The following is a 24,102-nucleotide window of genomic DNA, read 5'->3' as shown; positions in this document are numbered from 1 at the left end:
AGCGGGCGAAGCGAGCGATCTGACCAACCTACCACAGAGCTCTAACTTCCTGACAAACAAGAGGTTTTTCAACCTCATCACCGCTGGTAACGCTGGGCGTCCCCGGCAGCGGATGCGTACTTTACGGATTCTATGCCGGGTTGGCAAGGGCTAATGTGAAAAAGTTTTCAAAAAGTTCAAGCAAGCGTCACACGGGCGTAACGCTTCTTGCCTGCCTGGATGACGTACACCTTACCGGTGGCCAGCATGGTGTCCTGAGCAACGACCTCGCCATCGACCTTGACGCTGCCATTTTTCAGCATGTCCTTGGCCTGGGCACTGTTCTTTGTCAGGCCGGAGCGATTCAGAACAGCGGCGATGGGCGCTTGCTCGCTGTCTTCGAAGTCTACCTTCACTTCCGGCAGATCTTCCGGCAGCTCACCATCGGCCAGCTGGTTACCCGCCGACTTGTGCGCATTGGCCGCTGCCTCGTCGCCGTGATAGCGGGCGATCAGCTCGCGGGCCAGTTCCATTTTCACATCGCGCGGGTTGGCGCCCTGCTCGACACTTTGCTTTAGCGCGTCGAGCTCTTCGTTCGATTTGAGCGAGAGCAGTTCGAAGTAACGCCACATCAAGCTGTCGGGCATGGAGACCAGTTTATTGAACATGGAGCCCGGTGCTTCATCCACGCCGACGTAGTTGCCAAGCGACTTTGACATTTTCTGCACGCCGTCCAAACCTTCCAGCAGCGGCATGGTAATGACCACCTGGGGCTCTTGCCCGAAGTGCTTCTGAATCTCGCGCCCCATGAGCAGATTGAATTTCTGGTCGGTACCGCCCAACTCCACGTCGGCCTCCAGTGCGACCGAGTCGTACCCCTGTACGAGCGGATAGAGGAATTCATGAATGGCGATGGATTGGTTGGCTTTATAGCGCTTTTCAAAGTCGTCGCGCTCCAGCATCCGGGCGACGGTGCTTTGCGCGGCCAGCTCGATCATCTTGGCGGCACTTAGCTCGCCAAACCATTCGGCGTTGAAGCGCACCTCGGTCTTTTCCGGATCGAGGATCTTGAACACCTGCTCTTTGTAGGTTTCCGCGTTCGCTTTGACATCCGCTTCCGTCAATGGCTTACGAGTGACGTTTTTACCGGTCGGATCGCCAATGCGGCCAGTGAAGTCACCAATCAAAAAGATGACGGTGTGGCCAAGCTCTTGGAACTGGCGCATTTTGGTCAGCAGTACGCTGTGCCCCAGGTGCAGATCAGGTGCCGTCGGATCGAACCCTGCCTTGATACGCAGTTTACGACCGGACGCGAGCTTTTTGCGCAGCTCGTCTTCTACCAGGATTTCATGCGTCCCCCGCGACAGCAGCGCTAACGCCTGATCCACCTCACTCATTGCCTCTCTCCATGTACTATGTGCCGTTAAAGGCGTTTAAATGATCGATAGTGGGCGATGTTATCACGCTCCACCGCCTTGGTTGAGCCTTCCTCCCGTTTTGGACGACACGCATGATGAAAACCTCTACCGCCACATCGACGGCCTACTATATCGGGCTCATGTCAGGCACCAGCTTGGACGGCATCGATGCCGCCTTGGTGTCACTCACTCCCGGCACGCCGCCCATACTCATAGCCACGGCCGCCGTTGCCATGCCCGATAGGCTGCATACGCAGCTCTTGCACCTATGCCACACACCCTCCGCGAGCTTTGCCGAGCTGGCCGCCGCCGAGGATGCTTTTTGCCGCCTCCAGGCCCAGGCCGTCACGGCACTATTAACGAACCAAGGGCTCGCCGCGGCTCAGATTACGGCGATTGGCAGCCACGGTCAGACGATAGAGCACGCGCCCCAAGGCCATCAGGGCGGCCCGGCCTATACGCTGCAGCTGGATAACCCAAGCCTGCTAGCCGAATTGACGGGATGCACGGTCGTCGCCGACTTTCGCCGACGGGATCTCGCCGCTGGTGGACAAGCAGCGCCTTTAGCACCCGCTTTCCACCAAGCGCTATTTGGGCAGCGGCCAGGCGAAAAGCTCGTGCTCAACCTGGGCGGCTTTGCCAATCTCACCTGGCTCCCCCAGGATCAAGAGCGCGCCGTGGTGGGCTTCGATACTGGACCGGCTAACGTGCTGCTCGATGCCTGGTTTGCCAAGCATCACACTGGACGATTCGATGAGAACGGCACGTGGGCGGCCAGCGGTCAGGTCGACCAATCGCTGCTCGCCAGCCTGCTTAAAGAACCCTTTTTTCACCAGCCGCCGCCACGCAGTACTGGACGCGAGCTATTTCACTTAGCGTGGTTGAACGACCACCTCACCGGCAACGAAGCTCCAAGCGACGTCCAGGCAACGCTGGCCGAACTGACGGCGGTGAGCGTTGCGCAAGGGGTGGCCCAACTGCCGCTAAGCCAGTCCAGCGCCACGCTGCTGGTGGGTGGCGGCGGTGCTCATAATGCCTATTTGATGGAAAGGTTAGCAGCGCATCTACCCAAGGTGACGCTGCTCTCCCCCGCCACGCTGGGCTGGCCGGAAGATTGGATCGAAGCAGGAGCCTTTGCCTGGCTCGCCCATCAGCGGCTTCACGGGTTACCCGGCAATTTGCCTTCCGTGACTGGCGCTAGCGGCCCGAGGGTGCTCGGCGGCATTTACGCTCCCTAGCGGCGCCTACACATTTATCGGTGCACCGCTGGGTAGCTCACCCATCGCACTACCCTCCCGCTGCGGTTACTCGTCTTTTAACGTCAGCGTGCCTTTTGCGCGTGCCTGGGCGTCGTCCATACTCACCACGCCCTCCTTGACCAACTTGGCGAGCGACGCATTGAGTGTCTGCATCCCCAGGGCGCCGCCAGTCTGAATGGCCGAGTAGATCTGTGCCACTTTATCTTCACGGATCAGATTACGAACCGCCGACGTGGCGATCAGGATCTCGTGGGCTGCCACGCGTCCGCCACCCTGGCGTTTCAGCAACGTTTGCGAAACGACCGCCTGGAGCGATTCGGAGAGCATCGAGCGCACCATGGATTTCTCATCGCCGGGAAACACATCGATGATCCTGTCAATGGTTTTCGCCGCAGAGGTGGTGTGCAGCGTCCCAAATACCAAGTGTCCCGTTTCAGCCGCGGTCAGCGCCAGGCGGATCGTTTCGAGATCACGAAGCTCGCCGACCAAAATCACGTCCGGATCTTCGCGCAGCGCGCTACGTAACGCCCCCGAAAAGCTATGGGTATCGCGATGAACCTCTCGCTGGTTGATCAGGCAGCGCTTGCTGGTGTGCACAAACTCCACCGGGTCTTCGATGGTCAGGATATGCTCGAAGCGGTGATCGTTGATGTAGTCGATCATTGCCGCCAGGGTCGTGCTTTTGCCCGACCCCGTCGGCCCGGTCACTAGCACCAAGCCCCTGGGCAGCATCGACAGGCGTTGAAACACCTCTCCCATGCCCAAGGCGTCCATGGAAAGCACCTTGTTGGGAATGGTACGAAAGACGGCCCCCGCCCCGCGTGCCTGGTTGAAGGCATTGACCCTAAAGCGCGCCACGCCCGGCACTTCGAAGGAAAAGTCCGCTTCTAGGTGCTCTTCGTAGTCGCGACGCTGCCGATCGTTCATGATGTCGTAGATCAGCCGCCGCACGTCGTCGTTCTCCATGGCGGGCACATTAAGCCGACGAATATCGCCATCAACACGTATCATGGGCGGCAATCCCGCCGAAAGGTGCAGGTCGGACGCATTCTGCTTTGCCGAGAATGCCAGCAGTTCGGTAATATCCATCTCTCTTTCCCAGCTGCGGTAAGGTGCTTGAGTATGACAGACAACGCGCTTCCCGAGTCACTGGCCTCTGCGCGTGAACGCCTGCGACGAGCGCTTGAAGAGGCAGGGCGCTCGCCCACCAGCGCTACTCTGTTAGCGGTGAGCAAGACCAAGCCCGCCGACATGCTGCACGAAGCGTGGCAGCACGGCCAGCGCGAGTTTGGTGAAAACTACCTGCAGGAGGCACTGGATAAACAGGTGGCGCTCGAGGATCTTGACGGCATCGTGTGGCACTTCATTGGCCCGCTGCAATCGAACAAGACCCGTGCCGTGGCCGAGCAGTTTGCCTGGGTACACAGCGTGGATCGTTTGAAAATTGCCAAACGTTTGAGCGAACAGCGCCCAGCAGCGCTACCGCCGCTGAACGTCTGCCTGCAGGTCAACATTAGCCGCGAGGCCACGAAGTCCGGCGTGCTGCCGGAAGATGCCTTGGCTTTGGCTCGAGACATTGCCGCGCTACCCGGCTTAGCCCTGCGCGGGCTGATGGCGATTCCCGCCCCAGCGGCGACGCTAGAGGCACAGCGCCAGCCGCTGGCAGCGCTGCGCCAGCTATTGGATGAGCTCAAAGCGGCACTGCCCGATGCGCCGCTGGATACGCTATCGATGGGCATGAGTGACGATTTGGAAGCGGCTGTTTTAGAGGGCGCCACGCTGGTACGTTTAGGCACCGCCATTTTTGGCGCCCGGGGCTAACGGCGGCTCGAACCACACACGGCTTACTACACACGCTGCACGACGCAGCCATTTGCGAAAAAGGATACCCCCATGGCGAGCAAGATCACCTTCATTGGCGCGGGCAACATGGCCAGCGCCATTATCGGCGGCCTGATCGAAAGCGGTGTCTCACCCAGCGATATCACCGCCACGGCCCCCAACGACAGCGAACTGGCTCCGCTGAAAGCGCGCCTGGGTATTCATACCCACACCGACAATAGCGCCGCCGTCAGCGGGGCGGACGTGGTCGTTCTGGCGGTCAAACCGCAGATCATGCGCAGCGTTTGCGAAGCGCTGCGTGACAGCGTCCAGCAACAGGCGCCGCTGGTGATGTCCATTGCGGCGGGGCTGGATGCCGGCACCATCGATCAGTGGCTGGGTGGCGGTAACGCCCTGGTGCGCTGCATGCCCAACACCCCGTCGCTGGTCGGCATCGGCGCCAGCGGCCTCTACGCCAACGCGGCGGTCAGTGACGCCCAGCGCACGCTGGCCACGCAGCTGATGGAAGCCGTTGGGATCGTCGAATGGGTCGACGAAGAGCGCCTGCTGGACGCCGTGACCGCCGTGTCCGGCAGCGCACCGGCCTATTTCTTTTTGATGTTCGAAGCCATGGAAGAGGCCGCCGTGAAGCTCGGTCTGCCTGCCGATACCGCTCGCCGCTTGGCCATTCAAACCGCCTTGGGCGCCTCCACCATGGCCCAGCGCAGTGACAAAGACCCGGCCACGCTGAAACAGAACGTCATGTCACCGGGCGGCACCACCGAGCGTGCCATTCATCATATGGAAGAGGCGAACCTGCGCACGATCATCGCCGACGCTATGAACGCCTGCGCCGAGCGCGCCGACGCCATGTCCAAAGAGCTAAGCGGTAACGCCTGAGTCGCACGCCGCCAATAGGCCGTGAACGATGCCAAACGCTATTTTCGAGGAGAAGCCGCAATGGGAAGTCAATTAGGCAGCGCCGGGTTAATGCTGGTGAACTCGCTGATCAATATTTATCTGTTTCTGTTGATGCTGCGTTTTTTGCTGCAAGCATCGCGGGCGGATTACTACAACCCGCTCAGCCAGTCGGTGGTCAAAATCACTCAGCCTGTCGTCGGGCTATTCCAAGGCTTTTTAGGGCCAGTCGCCGGTCGCTTTGACCTTGCCACTCTGGCGGCCGGTTTCGTGCTGAAAGTCGTCAGCATGGTCGCCATCTTCATGGTGATTGGCGTGGGCATGCCGCCCATTGCAGGGCTACTGATTGCTGGAGTGGCCGCGCTGGCCAACGCCATTTTGAAGATCTATTTCTTTGCCATGATCGTGATGATCATCCTGAGCTGGGTCGCCCCGAACGCGAGCCACCCCGGCGCGCTGCTGGTGATGCAACTGGTCGAGCCGATCATGGCACCGGTGAGGAAGGTGATCCCGCCGCTGGGCATGATCGATCTCTCGCCGATCGTGGTCTTCATCGCCATCAACCTGGTGGACGGCATCGTCGTGGGTTCGCTGATTCGCGCAGCAGGCATCTCGGGTGCCCTCGTAGGGCTATAACGGCCCTATCGACTCGACTAACGCCCCGAGCTCACTTTTGGCAGTGACCTATTTTTGCAGGACTAGTGCTTTCGATGCCTGATTCAGACACTCTTGCTTATGACGACCGGCCAGCGGACTCCGTTGGCCTCGTAACGCCCCAGGTGGTGAAATTCGATACGCCGCTGCCGCTTGCCTGCGGCAAGACGCTATCGGAGTACGAACTGATCTATGAGACCTACGGCACGCTGAACGCCGAACGCTCGAATGCGGTGCTGATTTGCCACGCGCTATCGGGGCACCACCACGCGGCAGGCTACCACACCGCCGAAGACCGCAAACCCGGCTGGTGGGATGCCCATATCGGTCCAGGCAAATCCATCGACACCAACCGCTTTTTCGTGGTGTCGCTGAACAACCTGGGCGGCTGCCACGGCAGTACCGGCCCGGTAAGCCATAACCCGGATACCGGCCGTCAGTGGGGACCCGACTTCCCCGTAGTGACGGTGAGTGACTGGGTCACTAGCCAAGCACGACTCGCCGACCACTTGGGCATCGAGCGCTGGGCCGCGGCCGTGGGGGGCAGTTTGGGCGGTATGCAGGTGCTGCAGTGGACGATCACTTACCCCGAACGCGTTGCCAATGCCGTCGTCATCGCCGCCACACCCCGCCTGTCGGCGCAAAACATCGCCTTCAACGAGGTCGCCCGGCAGGCGATTCGCTCGGATCCCGAGTTCTTCGACGGCTGGTACGCCGAGCACGACACCGTGCCCAAGCGAGGACTGAAACTGGCCCGCATGGTAGGTCATATCACCTATCTTTCCGAAGACGCCATGGGCAGCAAGTTTGGCCGTGACCTGCGCAGCGACGACTTGAACTTTGGCTTCGACGTCGAGTTTCAGGTGGAGTCGTACTTGCGCTACCAGGGCGACACTTTCTCGACCGCCTTCGATGCCAACACCTACCTGCTGATGACCAAAGCGCTGGACTACTTCGACCCGGCGGCCAGCTGCGACGGCGATCTCGCCTGCGCCCTGGCTCCGGCGCAGTGTCCTTTTTTGATCGTCAGCTTTACCACCGATTGGCGCTTCCCGCCGTCGCGCTCTCGAGAGCTAGTGGACGCCCTTACCCGCGCGGGTAAATCAGTCAGCTACGCCAATATCGAGTCGCCCCACGGGCACGATGCCTTCTTACTGCCCGAGCCGCGCTATCAAGCGCTGTTCAGTGCCTTCATGGGCCGCGTCGCTCGAGAGCAGCACCTCGATGCCGCCGACGCGGAGGAAACACGCTAATGCGCACAGATCTCGAACTGATTTACGACTGGGTTCCCCAAGACGCACACGTCCTTGACCTCGCCTGCGGCGACGGCGTCCTGCTAGAGCGGTTGGCTAAAGAGAAAGGCGTGACGGGTTACGGGTTGGAGATCGACCCGGACGGCATTACCCAGTGCGTGGCGCGCGGCGTCAACGTCATCGAGCACAACCTGGACGACGGCCTGGGTAGCTTCTGCGACAATAGCTACGATCAGGTGATCATGACCCAGGCGCTGCAGGCGCTGCGCCGCCCGGATAAGATGCTCGATGAAATGCTGCGGGTCGCCGAGGAGGGGATCATCACCTTCCCCAACTTCGCCTACTGGCGTCACCGCATTCACCTGGGGCTGCGCGGCTATATGCCGGTATCGAAATCGCTGCCCCACGCGTGGTACGACACCCCTAACATTCACCTCTCGACGTTCAACGACTTCGAGCACCTATGTAAAGAGAAAGGGTTGGTGATCGTCGACCGTGCCGTAGGAGTGGGCGACCACAAGGGGCACTGGACCTCGAAGTGGTGGCCTAACCTGTTTGGTGAAATCGCCATTTTCCGGGTACGCCGACGCGCCTAAGACGGCCTTTACCTCACCCATGAGAGGAGACACGCTATGGCTATCGCGACACTGCGACGCTTTCCACTGTTGATGGTGCTACTTGGCACGCTGCTCAGCGCCACCCAGGCAGCGGCAGAGCAAATGGTGCAAGTGGGCGACTACGAGATCCATTACAACGCCATCGAAACGCGCTTTCTAACGCCAGAAGTGGCGCAGGCGAACAGCATCCAGCGCAGTATCGGGCACGGCCTGGTCAACGTCAGCGTGCGCGAGCGCCAGCCGGATGGCACCACGCGACCGGTGAATGCCAGCGTGGGCGGCTATGTGAGCGACTTGACCGACACCCGCGAACCGCTCAGTTTTCGCACCGTGCACGATGGCGATGCCACCTACCACCTTGCCACGTTTACACTGCGCCACGACGAGCCAATGCGCTTCCATCTCGACGTGCGCTACGACCGCAATGAAAATTCCGAGCCGGTGAGCTTCATTCAGCGTTTCTATATCGAGCGCTAAACCCGTACCGGTAGTGCCCGCGTCAGGCGGGCCGCTATCGGTACGCTTTGCTGCCACGTCATCGTCACGCCATACGCCAGTACTTCGACCCCCGCTTGCACCGCATCACTGAGCGCCGCCGCGTAGGTGGCGTCGATATGCGCCGCCGGTGCCACGTCCGCAATCCCCTCGTGCGCCACGCAGAATAGCAGCACCGCCCGCTCGCCCTGCTGGGCAAGCGCCGCCAGCGTGGCTAAATGTTTGGTGCCCCGTGCGCTCACGGAGTCGGGAAAGTAGCCGTGCCCATCCGCCTCTTTCAGCGTGACCTGTTTGACCTCCACGTAGGCGGCGCCCTTCTCAGGGTCATCCAAACGAAAATCGAGCCGCGCTTCGCCGACCTTCACTTCACGCTTTAACGTTCGATAGTCCGCCAGCGGCGGGATATCCCCCGCCGTGATGGCACTTTCAACCCAGCGGTTTGCGCGCCCCGTATGCACCGATGCCAGCGCCGTCCCCCCCTCAGGCTGAGGCAGTGCAATCCACTCCCAGGTCCAGGCCAGCTTGCGTTTGGGGTTGTCGCTAGGCGAGAGCCATACCCGGCAGCCGGGTACGTTGACCGCCTTCATCGAGCCCGTATTCGGGCAGTGGGCCACCACGTCCTCCCCGCTGTCCAGGCGTACATCGGCTAGAAAGCGCTTGTAGCGCCGCAGCAGCGTGCCGGACACCAGTGAGGGATAGGTCATCATAAGCGGCTCACGAAGCGCGCAATGCGCACTACGGCCTCCTGCAGCCGTGCCACGTCGTTAGTGAAGGCGATGCGCACATGATGCTCGCCGCCCTGTACGGCAAAATCGATCCCCGGGGTGATGGCGACATTCTCCTCCACGAGCAGGCGCTCGCAGAAGGCTTGGCTGTCACGGCTGTAGCGGGAGATATCCAGCCAGAGATAGAACGCCCCCTGAGGCGGCAAATCCGGCGCTAACCCTAGCTCGGCCAAGCCATCCAGTAGTACTTGGCGACGCTGTTTGAGAGTAGCGCGACGGGTTTCCAGAATATCCCGGCACTCGGGAGTAAACGCCGCCAGCGCCGCGTGCTGGGAGGGCGTCGGTGCGGCGAGAAAGACGTTTTGCGCCAGCCGGGTCAGCGGCTCGACGGCCTGCTCTGGCGCCACCAGCCAACCCAAGCGCCAGCCGGTCATGCCGAAGTACTTGGAGAAGCTGTTCACCACAAAAGCGTCATCTGACAATGACGTGGCCGACAGCGGCGCGTCATCGTAATTCAGCCCCTGGTAGATCTCGTCGACGATGACGTCGCCACCCTTGGCAGCCACGGTGTCGATCACCTTGGCGAGCGCCGGGGCATCCAGCGTATGCCCGGTCGGGTTGGAGGGGCTTGCCAGCATGGCTATACGCGTCTTGGCCTGCCAGTGCTGCTCGATCAGCGGTGCGGTGAGCTGCCAGCCGCTATCACGCCCTACCGACACGGCGTCGACCTCGGCCCCTGCCAGCGCCATGAAGTGGCGGTTACACGGATAGTTTGGGTCAGCCATTAGCACTCGATCACCATTTTCGACAAGCAGCTGGCTGGCCAGCAGCAGTGCGCCAGACGCACCGGGGGTGACCAGAATACGGGCGGGGTCAACCGTGGCGTTGAAGTGCTCGGCGTAGTGCCCGGCAATGGCCTCGCGCAGCGACGCTAAACCGGCGGCGGGGGTGTAGCGTGTTCTGCCGCTGGCCAGCGCCTGCTGCCCGGCGGCGACGATCGGGGCGGGCGTTGCGAAATCCGGTTCGCCCACTTCCAGGTGAATCACGTCATGGCCTGCCGCTTCACGCGCCTGAGCCATTTCCAATAAGTGCATTACGCGAAAAGGCGCAACGTGATCGACACGCGAATTCCAGGCCATAACGGCTCCTTCACCTAGCAGTAGTTAAACCATGACGCAGGTCGTACAAGATGTGGGACCATGGTCGAAAGCGCACTATTATGCTTGCATCGCGCGCAATTTTCAGCTAAACAAGCATCCCTTTGGCGTGAGATCGTGGCACACGCTCATGGTCGATCAGCAGTCACATACGTAAGGGGCACTCCCATGCCAGTAGCGGAAAAGAAACCGGAAGCGTCCAAGTCCTTCACACCGTATGAGCCGGCACCGGGTGAAGAGTATATGAACGAGAAGCAGCTCGCGCACTTCCGCCAGCTGCTTCTGGACTGGAAACAGGACCTCATGGAAGAGGTGGATCGTACCGTACGCCACCTGCAGGAAGATGCTAACAACTATGCCGACCCCGCTGACCGCGCCACGCAGGAAGAGGGCTTTAGCCTGGAACTGCGTACCCGGGACCGCGAGCGCAAGCTGCTGAAGAAAATCAACGAAACCATCGAAAAGATCGATGATGACGACTACGGTTTTTGCGAAGCCTGCGGCGTGGAAATCGGTATTCGCCGCCTGGAAGCACGGCCCACGGCCACACTGTGCGTCGACTGCAAAACCTTGGCCGAGCTAAAAGAGAAACAGCTGGGCGGTTGAGCACCCTGCCATCCTGCTAAGATGGTCGACAGCGGGCACCCTTGAGGTGCCCGTTTTTGTTTGTCATCTTGTTCTCTACTTACTGCTTTACCGTTTTCACGCACGGATTGCCATGACCGCCACCGCTCACTACCGAGGACGCTTCGCCCCTACCCCCTCCGGGCCCCTGCATCTTGGCTCGCTGGTGGCCGCGCTCGGCAGCTATTTGGATGCCCGCGCTGCGGGGGGCCAGTGGCTGGTACGTATCGAAGACATCGACCCGCCGCGCTGCCCCGAGGGCGCGGACAGCACCATTTTGCGCCAGCTGGAGGCTTTTGGCCTGACATGGGATGAGGACGTCATGTGGCAACGCCAGCGTCATGACGCCTATCAACACGCGCTTGAGCAGCTCATCGATCGGGGGCTGGCGTACCCCTGCAGCTGCTCACGCAAGCAGTGGCAGGCCTTCGACATCTACCCCGGCTGGTGCCGAGACGGCGTGTGCGATGCCAGCCAGCCAGTCGCCTGGCGGTTGCGAAGCGACCTCGCCCAACGCCCCGTCGGTTGGAACGACCGACTGTTCGGCGAGCAGCACTTCGACCCCGCCGACCTGGGCGATGTCGTGTTGAAGCGCAAAGATCAATTATGGGCCTATCAGCTCGCGGTGGTCGTGGACGACGACCATCAGGGCATCACCGACATCGTACGGGGAGTCGACTTGCTGGATAACACGCCTTGGCAGCAGCAGTTACAAGCAGCGCTACAGGTGCCTACGCCGCGCTATCTGCATCTGCCGCTGGTGGTCACGGCGGGCGGCCAAAAGCTCTCCAAGCAAAACCTCGCCCCTGCCTTGGCCGAGGAGAGCCGCGGGATTCGTCGCCAGCTGTTTCAAGCGCTGCAGCTGCTCGATCAGGCGCCACCGCCAGCGCTCGTCGAGGAGCCCCCCGAGGTCCAGTTACGATGGGCCATCAATCACTGGTCAGTGGCACATTTGGCACCGCAGCCCCACCGCTCTGCCCCACCGGAGCCGTAAGATGTACGTCTACCGCATCATGCTATTTCTCGTCTTTGGCGGGTATCTGCTTTCCCCGCTGTTCATGGATGGCTGGGCTGACCCGAGCGTTGCCTGGTACCGCCCGTTTGCCATCTGGGGAGTGTTGATAGCTCTGACGCTCTGGCTCGAGCAGAAAAGGAAACTGGATGAACGCTGAGTTAATAAGCGTCGTATTACTGGGGCTTGGCTATCTCGGGCTGCTGTTTGGCTGCGGTTTGGCCGTCGAGCGGGGCTGGGTACCGGTGCGCATTACTCGCCACCCGATGGTGTACACCTTGGCGCTTGGCGTATACGCCAGTGCCTGGGCCATCTACGGCAGCATCGAATTAGCCGCGAATGCTGGATTCGGCTACCTCGCTTACTACCTGGGGCCAGCGGGGGCCTTTTTGCTCGCCCCCGTGCTGCTGGTACCGATTCAGCGCATCACCCGCACCTACCAACTCTCCTCGCTGGCAGATCTGTTCGCCTTTCGCTACCGCTCCCGCTGGGCAGGCACGCTGGTGACGCTATTGAGTCTGCTTGCCGTACTGCCGCTGCTGGGCATACAGGTGCAAACCTTGAGCGATGCCGTGCAGCTGCTCACCGGCAGCCGCTATAGCGCCGCCGTCGCGCTGCTGTTTTGTGGGGTCATTGCCGGCTGCGCCGTGCTGTTTGGCGCGCGCCATCACCATCGGCACCGCCACGACACGCTGCTCAGCGTGATCGCCTTCGAATCGGTGGTCAAACTGCTGGCCATGCTCGGGCTCGGTGCCATTGCACTCTGGTGGGTGTTTGATGGACCACAGGATTTACAGCGCTGGCTGGAAGGCCCCGGTGCGGCGCTCCAAGCGGCTACGCCTCAGCTCGAAGCCCCCCAGTGGCGCACGCTTCTGCTGCTGTTTTTCGCGGCGGCCTTCATGATGCCGCACCTCTTCCAAATCACCTTTGCCGAAAGCCTCTCTCGCCACACCTTACTGCAGGCGAGCTGGACCTTGCCGCTCTTTTTGCTACTGATGGCGCTACCGGTGCCGCTCATTTTATGGGCCGCGCAGTCGGCCAACGAGAGCGTGCCGCTTGCCGCCTATGCGGCGTACCTAATGACCGAGCATTGGTGGGTCGGCGCGCTGGCGTTCATAGGGGGCCTGGCGGCCGCCAGCGGCACGATGATGATGATTGCGCTCGCGCTCTCTGGCATGGTGTTGAATCACATCGTACTGGTCGCCCGTCCGCCAGAGGCGCGTAGTGACCTCTACGGCTGGCTGCTGTGGCTACGCAGGGCACTGGTCGGGGCCGTCATTGTCGGTGGCTGGCTGTTTGCCGAAAGCGTCGGGCGCTATCACTCGCTCACGAACCTAGGGTTGGCCGCATTCGTGGGCATGGCCCAGTGTTTGCCGGGCCTGCTGGCGCTGCTCTATTGGCCAGGAGCCAATCGCAAAGGCATGATTGCCGGTCTCATCGGAGGCATCGGCGTCTGGCTATGGGGGCTATGGCTGCCACTGCTGTTCGATATCCCCCTCCCCGCGCTGCCGTTCAGCCTTCTGATGCCCGCCGATGCCCCCGTATGGTACAACGCCACCCTCATCTCGCTAGCGGTGAATATCGTGCTGCTGATCGTGGTGTCGCTATTTACGCGCATTTCGGAGGGCGAGCGCTCGGCGGCGGAAGCCTGCTCGGTGGATGCGGTCATCCGCTCCAAACGCCTGCCGCTGGAAGCCGCCACCGCGGGAGATTTCCCCGCCCACCTGGCCCAAGCGCTGGGCGACGAAGCCGCGAGCCGAGAAGTGGACCGCGCCTTGAAAGCGCTCAACCTGACCCCGCAAGAGCGACGCCCCTATGCCCTGCGCCGTTTACGCGACCGCATTCAGGCCAACCTGTCGGGCCTGATGGGCCCCTCGGTGGCGCGGGACATCGTCGACCGCTATCTGCCCTACCGTCACGATGACGCCCCTGTGACCGACGACATCCATTTCGTCGAAAGCCGCTTGGAAGCCTACCGTTCGCGACTGACCGGGCTTGCCCGCGAACTGGATGGCCTTCGCCGCCACCACCGCCAGACCCTGGCCTACCTGCCGGTGGGGCTGTGCGTGCTGGGCGACGACGACGAGCTTCTGATGTGGAACCAAGCGCTCTCGCAGCTCTCGGGTATCAGCGGCGATAGCGTCATCGGCTCTCGGCGAGACAGCCTGCCGCCGCCCTGGCCCACGCTGCTGGGCAGCGTGCTGACTGCCAGCCAAACGCCGCTGTACAAACAGGCGGTCACGCTGCACGGTAAAGACTACTTTTTGACGCTGCACAAAGCGGTGCTTAGCGGCCACGACAGTCGCGGCGGCAGCGTCATTCTGGTGGAGGATCACACCGAGATGAAGTGGCTGGAGGAGGAGCTGGTGCACGCCGCGCGACTCGCTTCCATTGGCCAGCTTGCCGCCGGGGTCGCCCACGAGATTGGCAACCCGATCACCGGCATTTCATCGCTGGCGCAAAATCTGCGCTACGACACCGACGACCCGGCGCTTTTGGAAACCGCCGACCAGATCCAGCAGCTCACTCAGCGGGTGACTAAAATCGTCAATTCCCTCGTCGGTTTTGCCCATGGCGGACGACCGGAGCGACCGCTTCCCGCCGCCCGGGTGTCGCTCACCGCGGTCAGCGACGACGCCCTGCACTTGATCCATTTAGCCCGCTCAGGGGAGGATGTCACCTTTACCAACCGCTGCCCAAATGACATTGTGGTGCGCGGCGATGCTCAGCGCCTTACGCAAGTCATGGTAAATTTACTGAGCAATGCCAAAGATGCTTGCTCTCCCGAGGGAACGGTGCACATAGAGGCAGGCACCCAGGCCAGCCACGCCTGGTGGCGAGTCGTCGATGATGGCCATGGAATTGATCCCAGCGTCAAACACCGCCTGTTCGAACCGTTCACCACCACTAAACCGGCGGGTGAAGGTACTGGACTTGGGCTATCGTTGGCGTATCAAATCATCAATGAGCACCACGGCAAAATAGAGGTGGCGTCGCCCCCTCCCGGAAAGCCTCGCGGCACGGCCATCACGCTTTGGCTACCGCTTTACCAACAGGATGATCACTTGCCCCATGCCCAGGATACTGATTGTTGAAGATGAAGCGATTATTCGCAGCGCGCTAAAGCGCCTACTGGAGCGCCATGACTATCACGTCAGCGAAGCGGCCAGCGCCGAAGAGGCCAGCGCTCAGCCGCTCAGCGACTTTGATCTCATCATCAGCGACCTGCGCCTGCCTGGAGAGCCGGGTACAACGCTCATCGAACTCGCCGCCCCCGCTCCCGTTTTGATCATGACGAGCTACGCCAGCATGCGTTCGGCGGTCGATGCCCTCAAGCAGGGCGCGGTCGACTATGTCGCCAAGCCCTTCGACCACACTGAGCTTCTGGAAACCGTCGAGCGAATTTTGCACAAGCAGTCGATGCAGCAGGGTACGCCGCCAGATGTCACCGATGAGGGCGGAGGCCGCCAAACCATGATCGGTGACTGCACTGCCATGCAAGAGGTGTATACGCGTATTCGTAAAACCGCCCCTGCAGACGTCACCGTGCTGATTCAAGGCGAGTCTGGCACCGGCAAAGAGCTAGTCGCGCGCGCCATTCACCAACAGAGCAAGCGTGCCAAAGCGCCGCTGATTTGCGTCAACTGCGCGGCGATCCCCGAAACGCTGATCGAATCCGAGTTGTTTGGTCACGAAAAAGGCGCCTTTACTGGTGCCAGCGCTGCACGCACCGGCTTGGTCGAAGCTGCCGACGGCGGTACGCTCTTTCTCGATGAAATTGGCGAGCTGCCCCTGGATGCCCAAGCGAGGCTGCTACGCGTACTGCAAGAGGGCGAGATCCGCAAAATTGGCTCCGTGGAAACCCGCCATGTGGACGTTCGCTTGATTGCCGCTACTCACCGTGATCTGCGCGCGCTTTCCAAAAGCGGCGAGTTCCGGCTTGATTTGTACTATCGATTGAACGTGATGCAGATTGCCCTGCCACCGCTGCGCGAGCGCGAAGACGACGTACTCAAAATCGCCGATATCCTGCTAGAGAAGGCTTGCAAGCGCCACGAACGCCCAGGGCTACGGCTCTCAAGAGCGGCCCGCCAAGACCTACGCGACTATCCCTGGCCCGGTAACGTGCGCGAGCTGGAAAATGCGCTGGAGCGCGGCGTGATTCTTGCCGAAGGCCACCTGATTCACCCTGATGATTTGGGACTTGGTCCAGTTACCCACCGCTCCCAGCCACCTGCCACCAGCCCCTCGCCTAGCGAGGCAGTTGCCCCCGTCGATGAGGAGGACCTGTCGTTGGAAGACTATTTTCAGCACTTCGTGTTGGAACATCAGGATCAAATGAGCGAAACCGAACTGGCGCAAAAACTCGGCATTAGCCGCAAGAACTTATGGGAACGACGCCAAAGACTGGGGATTCCTCGGAAAAAAACCGCACGCCGTTAGACGTTTGGCGTAATACCAACGTCCAATAGATTGATTTGATTAAGAAATATCCGGAATTCGTTACCCGAGCACTGTTACCTTCCCACACAACGCTGCGCAAAATTGCCGCCAAAACGGGTAACACTTTCCCTTCCCAATAGTTCCCTGACCCACTCGAAAATCGCCAAACTACTGAAATTCATAACGTATTAAATGGGTGGCACGGCGAGTGCACTATTACTAGGCAAGAAGAACAAACTGGGCAGCGCGGTCAGTCACTAATAAAAACAACATGACACCGCCCCGACCTGAGCCAAAACAAAAACAACAAGGCCAGGTAGAGATAACGGCACGAACAAGAACAACAGGCTTGAGTCTCATGACTTGCACGCGCAGCACAGGGTTACCTAGCGGAGCCAAGCAAACGCGCAGCAAACAATAACAATACACAGCAAGTGCCCAAATAAGGACGCGACGTACACAAGGTCTGCACCCGAACAACAACAATAGCAGCATAGGTGTACACCCCCGGAGCCAATAACAACTCGCCGGGAGAGAAAAGTTCGCGGTTGGATTATTGTTTTGAATACGAGGCGGTCGGAATCAGAGTGGTTCTTTACGCCTGCCGACTGCGGTGCGTATTCAGGGCGATGTGCCATCATGAATAAAAACAGCAGCATGGATGCTGATTGTCTGCTTTATAGGGGAGGCTCACGTAGCCTCCCCTTTCCGCGTTTACGGGTGGCATTGACGTCAGGTTCGACGGCTCATTGCAAACCGCTCTTTGCAAGCCCCAGGGGGTCGGATACACTCAACCCTTTACCGTCCTCCATACGGTCACGTTTTTCGAAACCGTTTTCGATACACTGCGAGTCGACATCGCCGCATGTTTAAAGGATTTACCCGTTTATTACACAGTCCGGGAGAGCACTTGAAATCCCTGCTCGATTCCCCTGAGAGCGCCTCAGATGCGCCCAGCCCTCGTATTATTCCGCGCTCCGAGCATCCCGTTTCTCGCCAGCAAATCAGTGAAGCCGCGCTCAAGGTGCTTTATCGTCTCAACGGCGCCGGGTTCGATGCCTATCTCGTGGGTGGCTGCATTCGCGACGCGCTGCTGGGCAAAATGCCGAAAGACTTCGATGTGGCCACCAACGCTACACCCGAGCAGGTGCGCGATCTATTTCGCAACTCACGCCTGATTGGCCGCCGCTTTCGCATCGTGCATGTACGCTTTGGCCGCGAAGTCATCGAGGTAACGACGTTCCGCGGCAAACCTCAGGACGAGCACGGCGACCATATCGCCCACCAATCGGACGATGGCTTGCTGCTGCGGGACAACGTATGGGGCAATATCGAAGAGGACGCACTGCGCCGCGACTTCACCGTCAATGCGCTCTACTACAATATTGCCGACTTCACGATCCACGACTTTGCCAACGGAGCGCGAGATATCGAATCGCGCACGCTGCGCCTGATCGGCGACCCCGCCACCCGCTACCGTGAAGATCCGGTACGGATGCTGCGCGCGGTGCGCTTTGCGGCCAAGCTCGACTTCACTATCGAGCCCGCCACCGAAGCGCCCATGTACGATCTTGCGCCTCTGCTGCTGCAAATTCCGCCGGCTCGCCTGTTCGATGAGGTGCTCAAACTCTTCATGTCGGGCCACGGGCTGATCACTTTCCGCCTGTTGAGCCATTACAACCTGTTTGGCATGCTCTTCCCGGAAGCCGAAGAGGCCATGGCCGACGCCGCTTGGGCAGAGGAGCTCATTGAGCAGGCACTCGCCAATACCGACAAGCGTATCGCCGAAGACCGGCCCGTCACGCCCGCGTTTTTGCTGGCAGCGTTTCTGTGGGCGCCGGTCGTTCACCGCCAGGCCGAGCTCGAGCGCGAGGGCATGCCTGCCGTGCCCGCCCTGCAAACCGCAGCTCAGCAGGTCGTATCGCGCCAGCTCCAGCACACCTCCATTCCCAAGCGCTTTGGGATTCCCATGCGCGAAATTTGGGAGCTTCAGGCACGTCTGCCAATGCGGCGGGGCAAGCGCGCGTTCCAAACCCGAGAGCATCCGCGCTTTCGCGCTGCCTTCGATCTACTGATGCTACGCGAGCAGGCGGGCGAAATTCCCCGCGGCTTGGGTGACTGGTGGGAGTCGTTCCAGAAAGGCGACGATCACGAGCAGCGCCGACTCCTTCAGAAGGTCGGCAGCGATCCGGCCAGCCAAGGCGACCGCCGTCGTAAAAAACGCCGCAAATCGCGGAGGGCCAACAGTGAATAGCGCCGTGCGTTGCTATATCGGCCTCGGCAGCAATTTAGAGACCCCCATCGAGCAGGTGGAGCGGGCGCTCCAGGAATTGGACACCTTGCCACTATCGCGACGAGTGGCCAAGTCATCGCTCTACGCCACGGCGCCCATCGGCCCACAAGATCAGCCGGACTTCATCAATGCCGTCGCCTGCCTAGAGACCCACCTGTCGCCGCTGGCGCTCCTCGACCAGCTACAGGCGCTGGAGCAGCGCCATCGGCGTCGGCGGCTACGCCACTGGGGGCCACGCACGCTAGACCTAGATGTGCTGCTTTACGGAAAACATACCCTGCAGCACCCCCGCTTGACCGTACCTCATGAGCAGATGCACGCCCGCGCTTTCGTACTCGTACCGCTGGCAGAGGTCTCCACGGCGCTTCAGCAGCCCATCACGCTGCACCAGCAACCGCTCGAAACGTGGCTATCGCGCCTCAATACGAGCGATATTCGGCACTTAAGTGCTACCGATGTCACCGCCACTGCTACCATCTGACACAAATCTCGACACCACGCCCCCAATCAGGTAACAATTGCCGGTTACGCCACATCGCGCAGGCAGGGACGCTGCGATAATAATGGCCGAGCAGAGCGCAGGCGCCTCGAGCGCACTCGCCGCATCGGCCCCATCACGTTTGAATGAGAGCACGCCATGAAAACCGTCACCCTGAGCACCCTGCAGGCGTATAAACGCGCCGGTGAAACGTTCAGCTGCCTGACTGCTTACGATGCCTCCTTTGCCCATGCTGCTAGCGCGGCGGGTATCGATGTCCTGCTGGTAGGCGACTCCCTTGGGATGGTGTTACAGGGGCACAGCAGCACCTTGCCCGTGACCATCGATGACATTTGTTACCACACCCGCTGTGCTGCACGCGGCAAAGGCCACAGCCTGCTGATGGTCGACCTACCGTTCATGAGCAATGCCACCACGGAGCGCCTCTTGGAAGATGGCGCAGCGCTGATGCGAGCAGGTGCGGAATTGGTCAAGGTAGAGGGCGAAGCATGGATGGCCGATGGCATTCGCGAACTGACTCGCCGCGGCGTGCCGGTGTGTGCCCACCTGGGCCTGACGCCGCAAACCGTCTATCAACTGGGCGGATATAAGGTACAAGGCCGCGAAGCGGCGCAAGCCGAGCAAATCATTCACGATGCCAAAGTGCTAGTGGACGCCGGTGCCTCGGTGATTTTGCTGGAGTGCGTGCCCGCTAGTTTGGGCAACGCGGTGACCGAAGCGCTAGACGTACCGGTCATTGGGATCGGCGCAGGCCCAGACACCGACGGACAGATTCTCGTCATGCACGACGTGCTGGGGGTCACGCACGGCCGTACGCCGCGCTTCGTGAAAAACTTCATGGCGGAGGCCAGCTCCATCCAGGGCGCCTTCGAGCAGTACCATGACGCCGTCAAGCGCCGCGCCTTCCCCGCCCCAGAGCACTGTTTTTAAGTAACCGTTTTTCAGTGAGCGACAGCGACTTCTCTATGCGCACTTTGCGAGATATATCCGAGCTTCGCGCCACGCTGCGTGACGCTCGCCAAAAGGGCCAGCGTATTGCGCTGGTGCCGACCATGGGCAATCTTCACGCGGGCCATCTAGCGCTGGTCGCCACCGCCCGCCAGCACGCCGACGTGGTCGTCGCTAGCCTGTTCGTCAACCCGATGCAGTTCGGCCCCGGCGAAGATCTGGACGCTTATCCACGGACGTTCGACGCCGACCAGCACCACCTCACCGAAGCAGGGTGTGACCTGCTGTTTGCGCCTACGGTGAGCGCCCTTTATCCCAACGGCTTGGAGGCCCAGACCCGCGTTCACGTGCCCGTGGTCGGCGAAGGGCTCTGCGGCGGCTCACGCCCCGGCCACTTTGACGGCGTCTCCACCGTGGTCAGCATGTTGTTCAACCTAGTGCAGCCGGACATTGCCTGCTTTGGTGAAAAGGATTATCAGCAGCTTGCGGTAATTCGTAAGCTGGTGGCTGATCTGCACATGCCCATCGAGATCATCGGCGTGCCGATCGTACGCGCCGATGATGGATTGGCGCTCTCGTCGCGCAACGGCTATCTCAGCGCCCAGGAGCGCGCCACGGCGCCAACGCTCTACAAAACGCTGTGCGAACTGCGCAACGCACTGGCGCAAGGTGAATCCATCGAAAAGGTACTACAACGGGGCAAAGCGGCGCTGTATGATGCCGGCTTTACGCCAGATTACCTCGAACTACGGGATGCCACCCTCGGCCCTGTCACCGATACCACGCGCCACGCCGTGCTACTGGCCGCTGCCAAGCTTGGCCCTGCGCGTCTCATCGACAATCTCAGCGTGCAGCTACCCAGCGCTGCTCGTCGCTAGCCTGCAAGGCTTGCTCGTTACTCAGGAGTTCCCATGCACACCATCATGCTCAAAGCCAAGCTGCACATGGCCCGCGTTACCCACGCCGTTCTCAATTACGAAGGCTCGTGCGCCATCGACGGCGACCTGCTGGACATGGCCGGTATCCGCGAAAACGAACAGATCCAGATTTACAATGTCGAGAACGGCGAGCGCTTCACTACCTACGCCATTCGTGGCGAAGAGGGCTCGCGCTTGATTTCGATCAACGGCGCCGCGGCCCACCTGGCCGCGCCGGGACATCGCATCATCATCTGCAGCTACGCCCATTACTCAGAGGCCGAGCTCGACAACCACCAGCCCGCGCTGGTGTATCTACAGGAAGGCAACCACGTCAGCCATACCAGTAACGCCATTCCGGTACAGCTAGCGTAAGCCAACTAACGCGCCAAGAACGGGCCGTTGATCGGCCCGTTTTTTATTGGCGCTAAAAGCGTATTGCCGCAATGCACAACCTTCCCCTATGCTGATAGCCAAGCCTGACACGACACAAAGTCACACCACTAACAACAATGGATAGGCGGCACGCCTATCTGCCATAGGCACAATGCGACACTCACTCAAGGAGTCATTGTATGCAAGACGTGGTCATTGTGGCGGCTCGCCGCACCGCTGTAGGTAGTTTCGGGGGGTCACTCGCAGGGATTCCCGCCAGCGATTTGGGTGCGCTGGTCATCAAAGACATTATCGCTTCCACCGGCGTCGCGCCCGAGCAGATCGACGAAGTGCTGCTGGGTCAGGTGCTGACCGCAGGCGTTGGCCAAAACCCGGCGCGCCAAGCAGCCATCAAGGCAGGCCTGCCAGACACCGTACCGGCCATGACGATCAACAAAGTATGTGGCTCTGGCCTCAAAGCGCTACACCTGGCGACTCAAGCCATCCGCTGCGGCGATGCCGAGATCGTGCTGGCCGGTGGTCAGGAGAACATGTCCGCCTCTCCCCATATTCTGCCGAACTCGCGCAACGGACAGCGCATGGGCGACTGGAAGGCTATCGACTCCATGGTGCATGATGGCTTGTGGGATGCGTTCAATAACTACCACATGGGCATCACGGCCGAGAACCTGGCAGAGAAATATGGCATCACGCGAGAAGCCATGGACGAATTTGCCGCCGCTTCCCAGCAAAAAGCTGCCGCCGCCATCAAAGAGGGCAAATTCAAAAGCCAGATTGTCCCGGTCGAGGTGCCGCAGCGTAAAGGCGACCCGGTGGTCTTCGATACCGACGAAAACCCTCGTGAAGTCACGGCAGACAAGCTGGCCGGGATGCGTCCTGCGTTCAAGAAAGAGGGCACCGTGACGGCGGGTAACGCCTCGTCGCTGAACGACGGCGCGGCCGTGGTTATGCTCTGCTCGGCGGAAAAAGCCAAAGAGCTTGGCCTGGAGCCCCTAGCCCGCATTGCCGCCTACTCCAACGCAGGCGTCGACCCGGCCATCATGGGGATCGGACCGGCCCCCGCCACCCGTCGCTGCCTGGAAAAAGCGGGCTGGAGCCTGGGTGACCTGGACCTCGTCGAAGCCAACGAAGCCTTCGCTGCTCAAGCGCTGTCGGTCAATAAAGAGCTGGGCTGGGACACGTCGAAGGTGAACGTCAACGGCGGCGCCATCGCGCTAGGTCACCCCATTGGTGCGTCGGGCTGCCGCGTGCTGGTGACACTGCTCCACGAAATGATCGCCCGCGATGCCAAAAAAGGCTTGGCGACGCTATGCATTGGCGGTGGCCAAGGGGTTGCACTGGCCATCGAGCGCCCATAACGCCCGCTGTGCCCCGCTAAAGCGTGCCCCCGCCGTGGCGGGGGCTTTTACCCATCATGTATTAGCGGCGCTTTTCACCAACGATGCGCGACGGCGTGCGCCATACCAACAGTACGCCCATGAGGAACAGCCCCGAGGCGACCCACATCGCCACCGGTAGGCTGGTGCCATCGACCACTTGCCCCCCGACCATGGCCCCCAGGCCAATCGACATGTTGAAGACGAACGCCATTAACGCCGTGGCGGCTTCCGTATTGGGCGCCGTGCGTAGAATCCATGTCTGAATACTCACTGATACGCTGCCAAATACAGCACCCCACAGCATTAACAGCAGCACGCCACTGGTCGGCTCTACGCCTACCACCGGGAAGATCGCCACGACCACCAGCAGTACGCTAGGAATCGCGAGCACCGCACGGTACGGGTGACGGCCAGCAAACATCCCTGCAACGATATTGCCCAAAATCCCCGACGCACCGTACAGCAGCAGCAGGCTTCCGACATGGCGCTGCGCGACCCCGCTGATCTCTTGCAAAATGGGACTAATGAAGGTGTAGGCCGCAAAGTGACCCACCACAACAAACCCCGTGGTCAACACGGCTACCCGCACGCCACGGTTCTTTAGCTGTTGGGCCAGCACCCGAAGCCGCACCGGCTCTCGGGGCGGCAGTGGCGGTAGCCAGCGCCAAAGCGCCAACGCCGTGAGCAAACTCAAGCCCCCCAAGGCACCAAAGGCCACGCGCCAGTTACTGATATCACCCAGCAGCGTGCCCAACGGTACGCCAAGCACCGAGGCCGCCGCCACGCCGCCAAAAATGATGGTCATGGCCCGCGATACCTGATCGCTAGGCACCAGACGTGGCGCAATACTGCCCGCAATGGCCCAAAAACCGCCGATACTGATACCCACCAACACTCGCGCCGCCAACAGTAGGGAAAAGTTGCTGGCCATGGCGGAGAGCACGCTGCCCAGCACCATCACTGCCATCATCAGCGTCAGCATGATACGGCGATCGAGACGCCCTACCGCCACCGGCAGCAGCGGCGCTGAAAACGCCGCCACGACGCCGGGCACCGTCACCATCAACCCTGCCATACCTGGGGTCACGCCCATCGATTCTGCCACCTGAGAGAGCAAACCGATAGGTAGTTGCTCTGCGGTCACCAACAAAAAAATGCCGATCATCACGGCCACCACCGCCCACCAACGCGGCGATTCCTGCTGCTCCATGCTATGTCCTCATATTCCTGACCTATCAAAACGACACCGCCCCCACAGCCAAGGGCTGCGGGGGCGGTAAATCCTACGCTGAGCG

23 protein-coding genes are annotated in these 24,102 nt (G+C 60.8%); 18 read left to right on the top strand and 5 right to left on the bottom strand.

What is annotated here, in order from left to right:
• Positions 1-176 precede the first annotated feature (176 nt).
• On the bottom strand, positions 177-1,376 hold the full coding sequence (gene tyrS / locus MHM37_RS12110) for a tyrosine--tRNA ligase (RefSeq protein ID WP_239296745.1): 1,200 nt from the start codon (positions 1,374-1,376) through the stop codon (positions 177-179).
• Positions 1,377-1,492: 116 nt separating this feature from the next.
• On the opposite strand from tyrS, the gene MHM37_RS12105 reads away from it, so the two are divergent.
• A complete protein-coding gene (locus MHM37_RS12105) occupies positions 1,493-2,635 on the top strand; it encodes an anhydro-N-acetylmuramic acid kinase (RefSeq protein ID WP_239296795.1) in 1,143 nt (380 codons plus the stop codon).
• Between the two features lie 66 nt (positions 2,636-2,701).
• On the opposite strand, the gene MHM37_RS12100 is transcribed toward MHM37_RS12105, so the two are convergent.
• Complete coding sequence (locus MHM37_RS12100; RefSeq protein WP_153843140.1) at positions 2,702-3,745, bottom strand: type IV pilus twitching motility protein PilT; 1,044 nt, start codon at positions 3,743-3,745, stop codon at positions 2,702-2,704.
• A 33-nt stretch (positions 3,746-3,778) separates the two neighbouring features.
• On the opposite strand from MHM37_RS12100, the gene MHM37_RS12095 reads away from it, so the two are divergent.
• From MHM37_RS12095 to MHM37_RS12070, 6 genes are all read left to right on the top strand, one after another.
• The gene (locus tag MHM37_RS12095) at positions 3,779-4,477 is read left to right on the top strand and encodes a YggS family pyridoxal phosphate-dependent enzyme (RefSeq protein ID WP_239296746.1); all 699 of its coding nucleotides are present in this window, start codon (positions 3,779-3,781) and stop codon (positions 4,475-4,477) included.
• Positions 4,478-4,549: 72 nt separating this feature from the next.
• Positions 4,550-5,377, top strand: a complete 828-nt coding sequence (gene proC, locus MHM37_RS12090) for a pyrroline-5-carboxylate reductase (protein ID WP_239296747.1) — start codon at positions 4,550-4,552, stop codon at positions 5,375-5,377.
• 60 nt (positions 5,378-5,437) lie between these two features.
• Positions 5,438-6,031, top strand: a complete 594-nt coding sequence (locus MHM37_RS12085) for a YggT family protein (protein ID WP_153843143.1) — start codon at positions 5,438-5,440, stop codon at positions 6,029-6,031.
• Between the two features lie 74 nt (positions 6,032-6,105).
• Entirely contained in the window at positions 6,106-7,302 is a 1,197-nt protein-coding gene (locus MHM37_RS12080; protein WP_139527992.1) for a homoserine O-acetyltransferase, read from the top strand.
• Positions 7,302-7,898: a methionine biosynthesis protein MetW gene (metW, locus tag MHM37_RS12075; RefSeq protein WP_139527991.1), complete on the top strand. Its 597-nt coding sequence runs from the start codon at positions 7,302-7,304 to the stop codon at positions 7,896-7,898. The genes MHM37_RS12080 and metW overlap by 1 nt, the downstream gene beginning before the upstream one ends.
• 36 nt (positions 7,899-7,934) lie before the next feature.
• Positions 7,935-8,396, top strand: a complete 462-nt coding sequence (locus MHM37_RS12070) for a DUF4426 domain-containing protein (protein ID WP_139527990.1) — start codon at positions 7,935-7,937, stop codon at positions 8,394-8,396.
• On the opposite strand, the gene sfsA is transcribed toward MHM37_RS12070, so the two are convergent.
• Positions 8,393-9,121, bottom strand: coding sequence for a DNA/RNA nuclease SfsA (gene sfsA, locus MHM37_RS12065; protein ID WP_139527989.1), 729 nt, complete (start codon positions 9,119-9,121; stop codon positions 8,393-8,395). The two genes, MHM37_RS12070 and sfsA, sit on opposite strands and share 4 nt — an antisense overlap.
• A complete protein-coding gene (locus tag MHM37_RS12060) occupies positions 9,118-10,278 on the bottom strand; it encodes an aminotransferase class I/II-fold pyridoxal phosphate-dependent enzyme (protein WP_239286465.1) in 1,161 nt (386 codons plus the stop codon). The genes sfsA and MHM37_RS12060 overlap by 4 nt, the downstream gene beginning before the upstream one ends.
• 186 nt (positions 10,279-10,464) lie before the next feature.
• Between MHM37_RS12060 and dksA the strand changes: the two genes are divergently transcribed.
• The 11 genes from dksA to MHM37_RS12005 all read left to right on the top strand — a co-directional run bounded on the left by dksA (position 10,465) and on the right by MHM37_RS12005 (position 22,786).
• A complete protein-coding gene (dksA, locus tag MHM37_RS12055) occupies positions 10,465-10,902 on the top strand; it encodes an RNA polymerase-binding protein DksA (RefSeq protein ID WP_139527987.1) in 438 nt (145 codons plus the stop codon).
• Between the two features lie 112 nt (positions 10,903-11,014).
• Complete coding sequence (gluQRS, locus tag MHM37_RS12050) at positions 11,015-11,914, top strand: tRNA glutamyl-Q(34) synthetase GluQRS (protein ID WP_239296748.1); 900 nt, start codon at positions 11,015-11,017, stop codon at positions 11,912-11,914.
• A gap of 1 nt (position 11,915) precedes the next feature.
• Positions 11,916-12,092, top strand: a complete 177-nt coding sequence (locus MHM37_RS12045) for a hypothetical protein (RefSeq protein WP_167520868.1) — start codon at positions 11,916-11,918, stop codon at positions 12,090-12,092.
• Positions 12,082-15,027 (top strand): ATP-binding protein, encoded by a 2,946-nt coding sequence (locus tag MHM37_RS12040; protein WP_239296749.1) that lies wholly within the window; start codon positions 12,082-12,084, stop codon positions 15,025-15,027. Before MHM37_RS12045 ends, MHM37_RS12040 begins: the two co-directional genes overlap by 11 nt.
• The gene (locus MHM37_RS12035) at positions 15,005-16,375 is read left to right on the top strand and encodes a sigma-54 dependent transcriptional regulator (protein WP_139527984.1); all 1,371 of its coding nucleotides are present in this window, start codon (positions 15,005-15,007) and stop codon (positions 16,373-16,375) included. The genes MHM37_RS12040 and MHM37_RS12035 overlap by 23 nt, the downstream gene beginning before the upstream one ends.
• A gap of 865 nt (positions 16,376-17,240) precedes the next feature.
• Positions 17,241-18,629 carry a polynucleotide adenylyltransferase PcnB gene (gene pcnB, locus MHM37_RS12030; RefSeq protein WP_139527983.1) on the top strand — a complete coding sequence of 463 codons (1,389 nt, stop codon included), beginning with the start codon at positions 17,241-17,243 and terminating at the stop codon, positions 18,627-18,629.
• Positions 18,622-19,149: a 2-amino-4-hydroxy-6-hydroxymethyldihydropteridine diphosphokinase gene (folK, locus tag MHM37_RS12025; protein ID WP_239286467.1), complete on the top strand. Its 528-nt coding sequence runs from the start codon at positions 18,622-18,624 to the stop codon at positions 19,147-19,149. Before pcnB ends, folK begins: the two co-directional genes overlap by 8 nt.
• A 156-nt stretch (positions 19,150-19,305) precedes the next feature.
• Positions 19,306-20,097 carry a 3-methyl-2-oxobutanoate hydroxymethyltransferase gene (panB, locus tag MHM37_RS12020; protein WP_239296750.1) on the top strand — a complete coding sequence of 264 codons (792 nt, stop codon included), beginning with the start codon at positions 19,306-19,308 and terminating at the stop codon, positions 20,095-20,097.
• A 35-nt stretch (positions 20,098-20,132) separates the two neighbouring features.
• A complete protein-coding gene (panC, locus tag MHM37_RS12015; protein ID WP_239296751.1) occupies positions 20,133-20,993 on the top strand; it encodes a pantoate--beta-alanine ligase in 861 nt (286 codons plus the stop codon).
• Between the two features lie 33 nt (positions 20,994-21,026).
• Complete coding sequence (gene panD / locus MHM37_RS12010) at positions 21,027-21,407, top strand: aspartate 1-decarboxylase (protein WP_027337660.1); 381 nt, start codon at positions 21,027-21,029, stop codon at positions 21,405-21,407.
• A gap of 200 nt (positions 21,408-21,607) precedes the next feature.
• Entirely contained in the window at positions 21,608-22,786 is a 1,179-nt protein-coding gene (locus MHM37_RS12005; protein ID WP_239296752.1) for an acetyl-CoA C-acetyltransferase, read from the top strand.
• 61 nt (positions 22,787-22,847) lie between these two features.
• Here MHM37_RS12005 and MHM37_RS12000 read toward each other — a convergent pair whose 3' ends face one another.
• Entirely contained in the window at positions 22,848-24,017 is a 1,170-nt protein-coding gene (locus tag MHM37_RS12000; protein WP_239296754.1) for an MFS transporter, read from the bottom strand.
• Positions 24,018-24,102 lie beyond the last annotated feature (85 nt).

It is taken from the genome of Halomonas sp. MMH1-48 (assembly GCF_022348105.1).
GTDB classification, from domain to species: domain Bacteria; phylum Pseudomonadota; class Gammaproteobacteria; order Pseudomonadales; family Halomonadaceae; genus Vreelandella; species Vreelandella piezotolerans.
Note: the sequence above shows the minus strand (reverse complement) of the source record. Positions and strands in the feature narration are given on the sequence as shown.

Coding starts and splice junctions, on each gene's coding strand:
- tyrS (WP_239296745.1), bottom strand. CDS start 1,376: ATGAGTGAGGTGGATCAGGCGTTAGCGCTGCTGTCGCGGGGGACGCAT.
- MHM37_RS12105 (WP_239296795.1), top strand. CDS start 1,493: ATGAAAACCTCTACCGCCACATCGACGGCCTACTATATCGGGCTCATG.
- MHM37_RS12100 (WP_153843140.1), bottom strand. CDS start 3,745: ATGGATATTACCGAACTGCTGGCATTCTCGGCAAAGCAGAATGCGTCC.
- MHM37_RS12095 (WP_239296746.1), top strand. CDS start 3,779: ATGACAGACAACGCGCTTCCCGAGTCACTGGCCTCTGCGCGTGAACGC.
- proC (WP_239296747.1), top strand. CDS start 4,550: ATGGCGAGCAAGATCACCTTCATTGGCGCGGGCAACATGGCCAGCGCC.
- MHM37_RS12085 (WP_153843143.1), top strand. CDS start 5,438: ATGGGAAGTCAATTAGGCAGCGCCGGGTTAATGCTGGTGAACTCGCTG.
- MHM37_RS12080 (WP_139527992.1), top strand. CDS start 6,106: ATGCCTGATTCAGACACTCTTGCTTATGACGACCGGCCAGCGGACTCC.
- metW (WP_139527991.1), top strand. CDS start 7,302: ATGCGCACAGATCTCGAACTGATTTACGACTGGGTTCCCCAAGACGCA.
- MHM37_RS12070 (WP_139527990.1), top strand. CDS start 7,935: ATGGCTATCGCGACACTGCGACGCTTTCCACTGTTGATGGTGCTACTT.
- sfsA (WP_139527989.1), bottom strand. CDS start 9,121: ATGATGACCTATCCCTCACTGGTGTCCGGCACGCTGCTGCGGCGCTAC.
- MHM37_RS12060 (WP_239286465.1), bottom strand. CDS start 10,278: ATGGCCTGGAATTCGCGTGTCGATCACGTTGCGCCTTTTCGCGTAATG.
- dksA (WP_139527987.1), top strand. CDS start 10,465: ATGCCAGTAGCGGAAAAGAAACCGGAAGCGTCCAAGTCCTTCACACCG.
- gluQRS (WP_239296748.1), top strand. CDS start 11,015: ATGACCGCCACCGCTCACTACCGAGGACGCTTCGCCCCTACCCCCTCC.
- MHM37_RS12045 (WP_167520868.1), top strand. CDS start 11,916: ATGTACGTCTACCGCATCATGCTATTTCTCGTCTTTGGCGGGTATCTG.
- MHM37_RS12040 (WP_239296749.1), top strand. CDS start 12,082: ATGAACGCTGAGTTAATAAGCGTCGTATTACTGGGGCTTGGCTATCTC.
- MHM37_RS12035 (WP_139527984.1), top strand. CDS start 15,005: ATGCCCAGGATACTGATTGTTGAAGATGAAGCGATTATTCGCAGCGCG.
- pcnB (WP_139527983.1), top strand. CDS start 17,241: ATGTTTAAAGGATTTACCCGTTTATTACACAGTCCGGGAGAGCACTTG.
- panB (WP_239296750.1), top strand. CDS start 19,306: ATGAAAACCGTCACCCTGAGCACCCTGCAGGCGTATAAACGCGCCGGT.
- panC (WP_239296751.1), top strand. CDS start 20,133: ATGCGCACTTTGCGAGATATATCCGAGCTTCGCGCCACGCTGCGTGAC.
- panD (WP_027337660.1), top strand. CDS start 21,027: ATGCACACCATCATGCTCAAAGCCAAGCTGCACATGGCCCGCGTTACC.
- MHM37_RS12005 (WP_239296752.1), top strand. CDS start 21,608: ATGCAAGACGTGGTCATTGTGGCGGCTCGCCGCACCGCTGTAGGTAGT.
- MHM37_RS12000 (WP_239296754.1), bottom strand. CDS start 24,017: ATGGAGCAGCAGGAATCGCCGCGTTGGTGGGCGGTGGTGGCCGTGATG.